The following is an 8928-nucleotide window of genomic DNA, read 5'->3' on the forward strand; positions in this document are numbered from 1 at the left end:
TGGCCCTAAACTCATTTGTACCTCCATTGAAAATTTTAAAAACATTCTTAACGACCTAATTTATAAATGGACAGGTAAGATCATTGATTACTATGATTTGGATGTCTTTACAGATAAAAAGGAGATAAAAAATGGTAATAGTTTTGTCCATATACCTTTACAAGAAGGAAAGGGTGGTAAATTTTATCCTATAAATGATATAGATTCATTACACATTAATCGTTTTTTCTTCGCTGATCATATAAGTAATGTTATAGGTAAGACTGAAAAGTCCCAGAATCCTAACTGTTGTTCGGGACCATTATATGCCTTTTCTAACAAACAGATCGCTCGTTTACTTCCTAAAATTATGGAGTCTCCAATTCCATATAATGAAATAAATGGAAACTTTGAATTTGCAGTTAACCTTGAAAAATTTAAGAGACGTAACTTGAGTCGATCCTCCTCAAAAGAGTGCTGCATATTCTCCTGCGTATGGGTTACCTAATGGAGATGCTCCCGCTGGAATTAGGCCAGGGTTTCTTGGTGGCAATCCTAATTTTGCTGATATGCCGGGAACTAGTGATAGACATTGTGACAACACTACAAGCGCTTGTAGTGACCTGAACTCTGAACCAGATTCAGAAATGGATTATATTGAAACTGAGCCATTTTCTAGAGGAGAGGGTATGAGAAGTAGTGGCCGTTTTAATGCATGCTAAGCAATAACGTCAGGAAATTCACACTCAACCAGGGCTTTTATAACCAAGGCACTGGCTCTACCAACTCCTTTAGTGTCACCCCAGCCAGAAGAAAGGACGACCAGTACTGGAATCCAGCATTATTTATATGATTCCATCATATAAATCTTTCCATTCTTGATTTGTTTGCTCAATTAAGTTTATTTTCCATTTCCTCTGCCAGCTTTTAAGTTGTTTTCCCTACTAATTGCTAAATTTATGTCTTGAAACTTTTCAGAATAGACTAATTTACAAACACTGTACTTTGATGTGAAACCAGAGACAGCTTTATTTTTGTGCTCCCAAATTCGTTTAATCAAATTTGACGTTATACCTATATAAAGGGTTCCATTGCGCTCACTTGCGAGTATGTAAATATAGTAACTTTTCATATATAGTAACTAAATTTACTGGATCCCAGTGTCAAGCACTGAAATGACATCATAGGAGCACTGGGATGATATCTTTTTACTCGTTTTATAATTGCAACTAAAACATTAAGAAATTTACCAAATGAAAAAAAGGCAACCCGTGGTGCGAGTTTTTAATTTGGTGGGAAGGGGTTTTTTGTGTTTCTCCTGAAATCACAACAGTTAGGGTGTAATGGGACTAGTGCGATTCGAACGCACGGTCTTCAGATTAGGAATTCAACGCTCTATCCTACTGAGCTATAGTCCCGTGTATTTAATAGCTCGTATTTTTTCTATATCTCTAGTATAACCAACTTACAACAACAAAAACATTTCTGTATATTTCTTGAGTATAATGCTATTATATTTAATAATACGGTTTAAATTGATGCTAGTTAACAACATTAGTTATTCTTATAGCAATCAAGATGATTTTGCTTTAAGCAATATAATCATTGAAGTAAAACGAGGAAATGTCGTATGCTTAATGAGGCACTCAGGTTGCGGCAAGTCGACGATTTTGAAATTAATTGCAGGAATAGAAAACCCAAAATCTGGCACCATCTTTATAAATGATAGGTTAGTTGCAAGCAATAACGTATCAATTACAATAGAGCACAGAAATGTCGGATTGATTTTTCAACATTCTGCACTAATCCCTCACAAAACAGTAGTAGAGAACATAACTTTTGCTATTCGTAGTTTTTCCAAAAAAGAAAAGTACCTTACTGCATTGGAAATTTTGAATCTATTAAACATAGAAAAATATGAAAACATATATTCTAACGCTCTATCGGGAGGGCAGCAACAATTAGTTGCAATAGCAAGAGTAATGGCACAAAACCCTGATGTTGTGTTGCTCGATGAGCCATTTTCTAATTTAGATATACTGCTCAAGTGTCAAACAAGACAACATATATTGTCTCTTTTTAAAAGTAAAAACTTTCCTGTACTAATGGTAACTCATGACCCACAAGAAGCATTGAAAGTTGCTGATTTTATCTACGTAATTAAAAGCGGCCAAATTATTCAATCAGGAGTTTCCAGCGATACAGGCCTAAGGCTATTTAGCGATTTCTCCTCTACTCTATAATTAGGCGAGGAGCTCCCATTTGACGGTACATTTGTTGCATGAAAATAATCTAATCTGAAACTGTTATAGAATAGATCGAAAAATTTTGACCTATAATTAAATAAAGGTGATATAATTTATGTGTTGCTTGACTTCAGTCAGGTTTCAATTTCTAAAATTTTAAATGGAGGTACAAATGAGTTTAGGGCCATGGCAATTGTTTCTAGTCTTAATAATAATCTTAGTTCTGTTCGGCGCAGGTATGTTGCCACAAGTTATGGGTGATCTAGGAAAAGGCATTAAAAATCTTAAACAAGAACTTTAAACACTCAGAGAATCTATCATCTAATGAACCAGATCGTTAGCGTCTTCATACTTCATGACACGCGTCTAGTGCGTGTCATTTGTTTAAAAACATAGTCAAACTAAAAAATTCAGCACAATCTTCGTTTTGCTTGGCATCATGGGCAAAGATGGATTATTCTCCATATTGGAAGTTAAATATCATTATATGCATTGGCTACTTACTCTTGTTGTAAAGGATCACAGCTTACAACAGGAGCATTCACTGTACTCAAAACGTGTTTACAACATCTTAAAACGAGGATAAATCTCTGGTATGGATGAAAAATCAATGTTGAAATATAGCAATAATTATGCTACCTAGAAAGAATTATTTTGTTAAAGAGTGATCGTGCAAAAAAGTGATAAACTGACCGAAAATAAAAAATTAGCTTCAGATATTCTAAAAGAGGTTGCAGATACTAATAACGCTAATGATTGTAAAGTGACATTGTTTGATATTAAAACAGCTTTACAGTAGCGCGGATTTTGTATTTTAATAATCATCTTCTCCTTGCCGCTATTAGTACCTATACCGGTTCCACCTGGCTATACTACTATTCATTCTATACCTCTAATCTTATTTTCATTGCAGCTTTTGTTTGGGTTTGATTCTCCTTGGATGCCTCATTGGTTGGAAAGAAAGTCTTTTCAACGTTCAACACTAGCTCTTGTGGTAGAAAAAAACTTCACCTGCATTAAAAAAAATAGAAAAGTTCATGAAACCAAGAATGCCTTTCATTTTATACGAGCCTGGTGAGAAAATTATAGCTTTTATAATGCTGCTTTGTGCATTATCGATAGCCATTCCATTGCCCTTAACCAACTTTATTCCTGCAATCGGTACGACTCTCATTTCACTTGGTATTATGAGTAAAGATGGACTTCTCTCTATACTGGGAGTCCTAGTATCTTTGTGCGGTTTATTACTTTCACTTGTTTTAATAGTTAAAGGACCACAGCTCATATTTGGAGTATTTTCTTTTCTAAAAGGTTTTGTATAAGGTTAAGATTTACAACACTTTAACAAAAAAGAGCCCTTTACCTCGATCGATAAAGATCATGTAAAAATGTATGTTTGCGAACCAACGGTATACGATCCGGCACACATAGACAATGCACGTTCTGTTGTTGTTTATGATGTGCTATTTCAGCTACTTAAATTTTGTTATGGCAAAGTTACTTATGTGCGCAACATAACCGATATTGACAAAATAATCAATGCAGCAAATGAGAAAAATAGCAATATAGAAACATCAGCACATATTACACAAAGCTTTTCATGAAGACATGAGAAGCATAAATTGTGCAGAACCAACACATGAGCCAAAAACAACGGAAAATATAAATTGCATTATTAAATTAATTGGATGTTTACTGCAGTTTGGTCATGCTTACGAATCCAATAAACATGTATATTTCAGTACTGAATCTTACGCTGAGTATGGCGCTTTATCAGGAAAAAAAAATGATGAATTGGATCATGGCAGTAGAGTTGAAATTGGTGAAAATAAAAAGCACCCAGGAGATTTTGTACTGTGGAAGCCTGCAAGTGATATTGACTACAAACTTTCAAGTTACTGGAATAGTCCATGGGGAGAAGGAAGTCCAGGGTGGCATATTGAATGCTCAGCAATGTCATGTACCTACCTTGGCAAAGATTTTGACACCCATGGTGGTGGTATAGACTTGAAAATTCCTCACCATGAGAATGAAATTGCACAGAGAAAATCTGCATTTGCCGGGTCAATCTTTGCAAAATATTGGGTAGACAACGGGTTTCTAACAGTCAATGAAGAGAAAATAAGCAAGTCTTTATTCAATATAGTCAAGGTATGGGACCTACTGGAGAGTGGAATAAAGGGCGAAGTAATACGTTACGCACTACTTAAAACTCACTATAGAAAACCACTCGATTGGACAGAAAACATCATTTCTTAATCACAGGAAACTTCAAACAAGTTTTATCGATTATTACGTGGTACATGTGTTGAGAAGAGTGATGCGGAAGTATCTAAAGATTTTATAGAGGCTTTTTTTTTTTAAAATGACGTAAATTTTCCTGAAGCTTTAGCTACGTTGCATGAAATGGCCACAAAAATCAACAAGATGAGTGACGAAAATGAGAAACTCAAGTTAGTTGAAAGTTTTGTTAAGAGCGCATGATTTATTGGTCTTCTCAGGTCAAGTTATGAAGAGTGGTTTGCTGCTGGTGTGAGTCGTCAAGAAATAGATAGATTGATAGATTTAAGAAGAACGGCAAAACAAAATAAAGATTATGATACTGCAGATAAAATAAGAGAACAGTTGAAACAAATGGGGGTTACAATTTCTGACAATGAAGATGGTTCAACGACCTGGTAAGTTCATATGGAAAGTTATCTCCTGTAGTTTACAGATAACCAAGAATCATCGTTGATCTTACCTATACATCAAGGTTTAGTGCTTTATGCTATGTTGTGTTTCAAGTCGTATTACAATCCACTACTTACGCTACTTTTTGGAGAATTGGGATCAAGCCTTGGCGAAATAGTCAATTGGTTTTGGGATACAATGACGCTCTCTCCACCAGGAACTTATACCATAAATTACAGAATGAGCACACAACATCAGAAACCGTAAGAAACCTACTAATTCGTGTAGCTGTATTATTTTCTAGCGTGCCAGCACTTGAAAGTGTGATTCAAGTTTATTTTAAATTAAACTTCCATACCTCGTTCATTATTCCATCCAGCTTTCCCTATTTGTTATACTCCACCATTACTGTTCAAATAGTTTCGAGTACAGTAGCAGTCTCTATCAGGAACTCACATCCCAAATTAGAGAACGAGCACACAACGCAAAAATTTGTAAAAAAACTACTGATTGGTACAGTTGCATTGCTTTCGTGGGTACCAGCGCTTGGAAGTGCGATTCGGGTTTTATCAGGTTATTTTAAGTTAAATCTCAGTGTTTTTACTTTGTTAACCATCCTAGCCAACTTCTTTTCAATAAGTTTTCAAAACCCCTTTCTTTGCCCTTTCTAAATATAGTTTCATGCAGTACAGTCCAAGACATTTGCTTTTCGATATTCGGTATAAATTTTTGTTTCCAAGTGTCCTTAAATTCTTGAAACCATTGCTTCTCAAAATTTTGGAAATCAGATAAAACTCCTGACCTAAATTCATCAATTAAACTTGATACTTCTGCAGCTTTTTCAAGGCTTACAGACTTTAAAGACAATATTTCATTCTTTAAAATGTCTAACTTTGCAAATGAATTAATCTTAAATGGCATATAAAGCGAAGATCTTATATTATATCTTAGATAAGAGTCGTAATACAGCTTGATCTTGTACACGAGCGTAGAAAACGCATCAGAAGAAATATTATTTTCATATTGTGCAAGAAAAGATAATAAGCGCTTGTAATCCTCTTCATCGAAAAATGGTGGCTGTAAAATCGATTTAATTCTATTACCAAAAGATAGGAATTTGTTGGAAACACAACTGCCATATTCACTTAAAAATTCAGGCAGAATATCTTCCCGTTCTAATTTTAGAAGCAAGTCTTTTCTAATTTCTTTTTGTAAATGGCGCATTGACAATTGATTGATGACCCACGCAATATTTTCATCAAACTCATCTGAGTAGCCGGCATTATTGTCAGCGTTACCTTCTTTGTCATCCCAAGGTAATATTTTATTTAAAAAATTGTTTAATCGTTTTTTTAATTTCAAAATACTTTCACCTTTATCACCCATCTTACACAAAACCTAATTTACTTTTTGTTCTGCGTCTTGAGAACTGATTCTATCACCTATATGCAGTCCGATGCCATTTTTCTCTAATAACTACCAATCAAACAAATTATGTGGATCGAGTTTATGCATTGCGTAGCCCTCAATGGCTGAGTTGTACACTATAGTGCCTATCTCAGCGTGACTAAATATCATATCTTTTCTAATCTTAAAGCGTTTCATGAGGTACAAAAGATTTCATTTGCTCCTCTGGAAAGGGCTCAAGACCTGTATTCACAATTTCTATGCCTATAGAATAATCATTCAGTTTCTGTAGCTCTTCAACCACATTATCTACTTGAACTTTCGCTTGAGTCGTTCTGTTATTCTTCCTTATAAAACCTAAGATTTTTCATTAATATTATATCTCCTCTACCCATTGCACTTACTGTTCTTTGTACTCTTTCACCAATGCAATCATCAACAAACTTCACCTCTTTGTTTAACAGCCGCGAAAAAGTTTCAACTATATTTTTTTAGCGATAGATTATCGTCTTTGGTTTTTGGGCGTCCCAAATGTGATACAATAATAATTTTTGCACTTGCATTTACCAAGTGTTGAATGGTAGGCAACGCTCTCAAAATACGAGTGGCATCATGAAATTTTCCACTTTTTATAGGAACGTTGAAATAAACTCTGAGCAGGACAGTTTTATCGTGAAAATCACAATTTTCTATGCTAGGCATGTTCATATAAAACTAAAGCTATACAATAGTTTAACCTAAAGTAAAGTTTTGCAGTTATATGAAGGACGCTGATGACCTTACCCAGAAAAAGTGGAGAGAAAGGAAGGAGTTTTTTTTTGGGAAGAATAAAATTTTGGAAATGGTAAGAGAATATACAGCAGAATTCAAATTGGAAGCTGGCAAATGAACAAAGAAAGGAAAGTCAAACGATTACAAAAATAGCAAATGATTTAGGAATAAAGGGTGGTTTATTAGGAAAATGGATAAAGAAACACAACGAAAAAAAGTCTGTAGCAGATGTATTCCCTGGTAGAGGTAACAGAGCTCCTTATGACAAAGAGCGCCTTGATTTACAAAGAAAGTTAGCAAAAGGAGAGAGACATTTTTAAAAAAGCCCTGGGATATTTTGTAAGTCACAAATAGTAAAATATCTTTTTATATAGTAACTGCTATAAAGTTCAGGAATTATGTAGCGTTTTGAACGTGTCTTCTAGTATAAGTGGACTACAAGAGCAGTAGAGAATCAGCAAATAAAAACAGCTATTCAAAAAATATTTCTAGATGTAGATATGGCGCTCTTAAAATTCATAAAGGCTTTAGGCAAAAGTTGCAATTTGAAAACAGTGCAAAGCATTATGCAGAAAAATAGTATCAGGGCTATACTGAGAAGAAAGTTTAAAACTAATAAACAAAAACAAACGAATAATAGAGCTGTTGCTCCCAATATACTAGATCAAAACTTTATCGTTCAAATAAAGACTGATATTACTTACATAAAAACCAAGGAAGGTTTTGGCAGGACGCATATGAGTAATTAATTGTGGATTCTTTGCTTATAGCTGTTAACACTCCCTGAAAATCTACTGTTACATAGCGATCAAGGCTCACAATATACTTCAAAAATATCTACTGGGTATCTATACCCAGCATAAAGGTTGTTGTTACGATAATTCTGTCGCAGAAAGCTTCTTTAGCTCATTGAAAAGGGAAATACTTTTTGATACTTTACAACACTCTGCTCAACAAACTAGAACTGCCATATTTGAATACATAGAATTTTTTTATAACAAACAACATATACACTCCACTATTAACTATTGCATTCCAGAACAATTTATTCTTTTCGTAAAAAAACATTCCAAACTTTCTCTCCACTTTTTCTGGGTAAGGTCAGTTTTAGCATACAGTAATTTATTGAAAAATTCAGAAAAATGTTGTATAATAACTATAGTGTAGACTTTGGTAAAACTTATGGCTGATTCAGGAATTAGTATAACTTTTAGCAAAGAAATTCTGGAGGATCTTGCTCGTCTGGCCAAAGTAAAAGACAAGTCAGTCCAAGAGCTAGCATAGAAGTTTATGCAAGAAGCAATTGAACATGAGAAAGACATTGCACTAGCAGAACTTTCTATTAAGCGCAATACTCCAAATGCAGAAACAGTTGATTACGAAGACGTCAAGTGGAGATGTTGATCATCAAGTGGATTACAAAATTAAATTTTTAAAGAATGTTATTGAAAGATATCTACCAGTAACGATAGAGTTAAGAGTAAATAAGGCAATACAGGAGAGCGTCTTAGGGATAGCCCAACTAAGTTAGAAAAACCATTATCTGGCAGATTTAGAGGATATTTTAGATTACGTGTTGGCGATTACCGTATTAAAAAAGTTCAAGCTAAGACTTTTTCTATAAAAATGCACCAGCGTTAAGTTGGTGCTTTAATTTATTGAAAAATTCAGAAAAATGTTGTATAATAGCTATAGTTAATAATTTTATATATTGCAAAGTGACATCGAAGAAAGAATTAAAAATTTGCCTTGACCGGGACATGAACCCGAATCTTCCAATTACATGTTGGGTGCTCTACCTATTAAGCTACCAAGGCACTTCTCAACGATGCCAGTTTGTAATATATAAGCA

Annotated in this window: 5 protein-coding genes, 2 tRNA genes and 6 pseudogenes; 7 read left to right on the forward strand and 6 right to left on the reverse strand. The window is 34.3% G+C overall.

Going from position 1 to position 8928, the window contains the following annotated elements; genetic code table 11:
* Together HET73_RS04280 and HET73_RS04285 are read left to right on the forward strand one after the other, a co-directional pair.
* Positions 1-487: pseudogene (locus HET73_RS04280) on the forward strand (hypothetical protein); the annotation flags it as partial.
* A 61-nt stretch (positions 488-548) separates the two neighbouring features.
* Entirely contained in the window at positions 549-701 is a 153-nt protein-coding gene (locus HET73_RS04285; RefSeq protein ID WP_174134079.1) for a hypothetical protein, read from the forward strand.
* A gap of 179 nt (positions 702-880) precedes the next feature.
* On the opposite strand, the gene HET73_RS04290 is transcribed toward HET73_RS04285, so the two are convergent.
* Both HET73_RS04290 and HET73_RS04295 read right to left on the reverse strand, forming a co-directional pair.
* Positions 881-1111, reverse strand: coding sequence for a GIY-YIG nuclease family protein (locus HET73_RS04290; RefSeq protein ID WP_410543550.1), 231 nt, complete (start codon positions 1109-1111; stop codon positions 881-883).
* A gap of 212 nt (positions 1112-1323) precedes the next feature.
* Positions 1324-1397 (reverse strand) — tRNA-Arg (locus tag HET73_RS04295).
* 120 nt (positions 1398-1517) lie between these two features.
* Between HET73_RS04295 and HET73_RS04300 the strand changes: the two genes are divergently transcribed.
* The 4 genes and pseudogenes from HET73_RS04300 to cysS all read left to right on the forward strand — a co-directional run bounded on the left by HET73_RS04300 (position 1518) and on the right by cysS (position 4907).
* The gene (locus HET73_RS04300; RefSeq protein ID WP_174133957.1) at positions 1518-2222 is read left to right on the forward strand and encodes an ATP-binding cassette domain-containing protein; all 705 of its coding nucleotides are present in this window, start codon (positions 1518-1520) and stop codon (positions 2220-2222) included.
* A 175-nt stretch (positions 2223-2397) separates the two neighbouring features.
* Positions 2398-2566, forward strand: a pseudogene (gene tatA, locus HET73_RS04305) (twin-arginine translocase TatA).
* 329 nt (positions 2567-2895) lie between these two features.
* A pseudogene (locus HET73_RS04310) lies at positions 2896-3547 on the forward strand (exopolysaccharide biosynthesis protein).
* Positions 3548-3554: 7 nt separating this feature from the next.
* Positions 3555-4907: pseudogene (gene cysS, locus HET73_RS04315) on the forward strand (cysteine--tRNA ligase).
* 591 nt (positions 4908-5498) lie between these two features.
* Here cysS and HET73_RS04320 read toward each other — a convergent pair.
* The 3 genes and pseudogenes from HET73_RS04320 to pgk form a co-directional block, all read right to left on the reverse strand.
* A complete protein-coding gene (locus tag HET73_RS04320) occupies positions 5499-6284 on the reverse strand; it encodes a hypothetical protein (RefSeq protein ID WP_246210122.1) in 786 nt (261 codons plus the stop codon).
* A 205-nt stretch (positions 6285-6489) separates the two neighbouring features.
* Positions 6490-6609 (reverse strand): hypothetical protein, encoded by a 120-nt coding sequence (locus tag HET73_RS08250; RefSeq protein ID WP_343033084.1) that lies wholly within the window; start codon positions 6607-6609, stop codon positions 6490-6492.
* Between the two features lie 37 nt (positions 6610-6646).
* A pseudogene (gene pgk / locus HET73_RS04325) lies at positions 6647-7013 on the reverse strand (phosphoglycerate kinase); the annotation flags it as partial.
* 127 nt (positions 7014-7140) lie between these two features.
* Here pgk and HET73_RS10090 point away from each other — a divergent pair.
* Positions 7141-8123, forward strand: a pseudogene (locus tag HET73_RS10090) (transposase); the annotation flags it as partial.
* Between the two features lie 698 nt (positions 8124-8821).
* On the opposite strand, the gene HET73_RS04345 reads toward HET73_RS10090, so the two are convergent.
* Positions 8822-8893, reverse strand: a tRNA-Thr gene (locus tag HET73_RS04345).
* Positions 8894-8928 lie beyond the last annotated feature (35 nt).

It is taken from the genome of Wolbachia endosymbiont of Atemnus politus (assembly GCF_013309895.1).